Genomic DNA, 1,146 nt, shown 5'->3' on the forward strand with positions numbered 1-1,146 from the left:
TAACCCCGCCCTGTGGTGTACCCGTCACTTCACGGCGGACCGTCCCGTCCTCCATCACACCCGCGCCCAACATCGCACGCAGGAGCTTCAAGACACGACGATCACAGACCCTTTCCTCAACCGCCGCCATCAACCGGTCACGTGGAATCGCAGTGAAACAATTAGCGATATCCGTTTCCACGATCCACCGCCGGCCCCGCCAGGGCTCATCCACGAGCACCTGAAGAGCGTCGTGCGGGCCACGCCCGGGACGGAACCCGAACGAACACGGTAGGAAATCAGCCTCGAACACCGGTTCGAGAACCAACTTCACCGCCGCCTGCACGACCCGGTCACGCACCACGGGAATCGCGAGCGGACGCACACCACCATTACCGCCGGACTTAGGAATAAACACCCGACGGGCCGGCGACGGCCGCCACCTACCCTCCCGTAGATCCGTAGCCAACTCGCCGAGGAAACGATCCACACCGTATTCCTCGACGTCCGCGACGGTAATCCGGTCAACACCGGGCGCGCCCTTGTTCGCACGCACCCGCACCCACGCACGCTCCAGCACGTCCCCGCGACAGACCTTGTCGTAGAGCGCGTGGAACCGACGCCCGGGATCCGCCTTGGCCGCCCGGTACAGCGTCCGTTGCAGGGACTGAACAGTATCTTTCCCGGCGGTACTAGCCGCATGCATGGCACTCACCAGCTCCTCCCCAATCCGAACGCACCGACGAAGCAGCGGTCCTTCCCTCACCGACGGTTATGTTGTCCGCCGGCTACAACCGGTACTACGACCGCCTCCGACTCCCTCCCGACAGGCCATCCACTTCCCGGTTTGACCGGTTATAAGACAGCCACAACTACCGACGGCATCCACTCGCGGGACCGCCGGGTCGGGGAGGGTCTCTCCAGTTCCCGCCGTCACCTTCTAGACGTTCCGCCGCCTATACACCGGGGAGTTCTTCACGGCTGCACTCCAGGATCTCCACCGTTTCCATGGCCTTCACCGTGACGGACTCGGCTCGGCTCTCCCTTTTCCCCACCCGAAAGTGGGAATCCTCACGATGCGGCAACGTTCGCTTCACGCTACGGACCATCTAGTCGCTTCCCCAAAAGGGCTTTTGACGCTGCGCTTCGACGCCGGGCGTTTCCCCC

Annotated in this window: 1 protein-coding gene; it reads right to left on the reverse strand. The window is 63.6% G+C overall.

The window, feature by feature from the left end; genetic code table 11:
- Nucleotides 1–685 (reverse strand): reverse transcriptase domain-containing protein (locus MJ785_RS21165; protein WP_255727673.1); only part of this gene is annotated, 685 nt, incomplete at its 3' end.
- Nucleotides 686–1,146: the final 461 nt, after the last annotated feature.

The organism is Protofrankia sp. CiT1, assembly GCF_917627335.1.
In the GTDB taxonomy this organism is placed as follows: Bacteria; Actinomycetota; Actinomycetes; order Frankiales; family Frankiaceae; genus Protofrankia.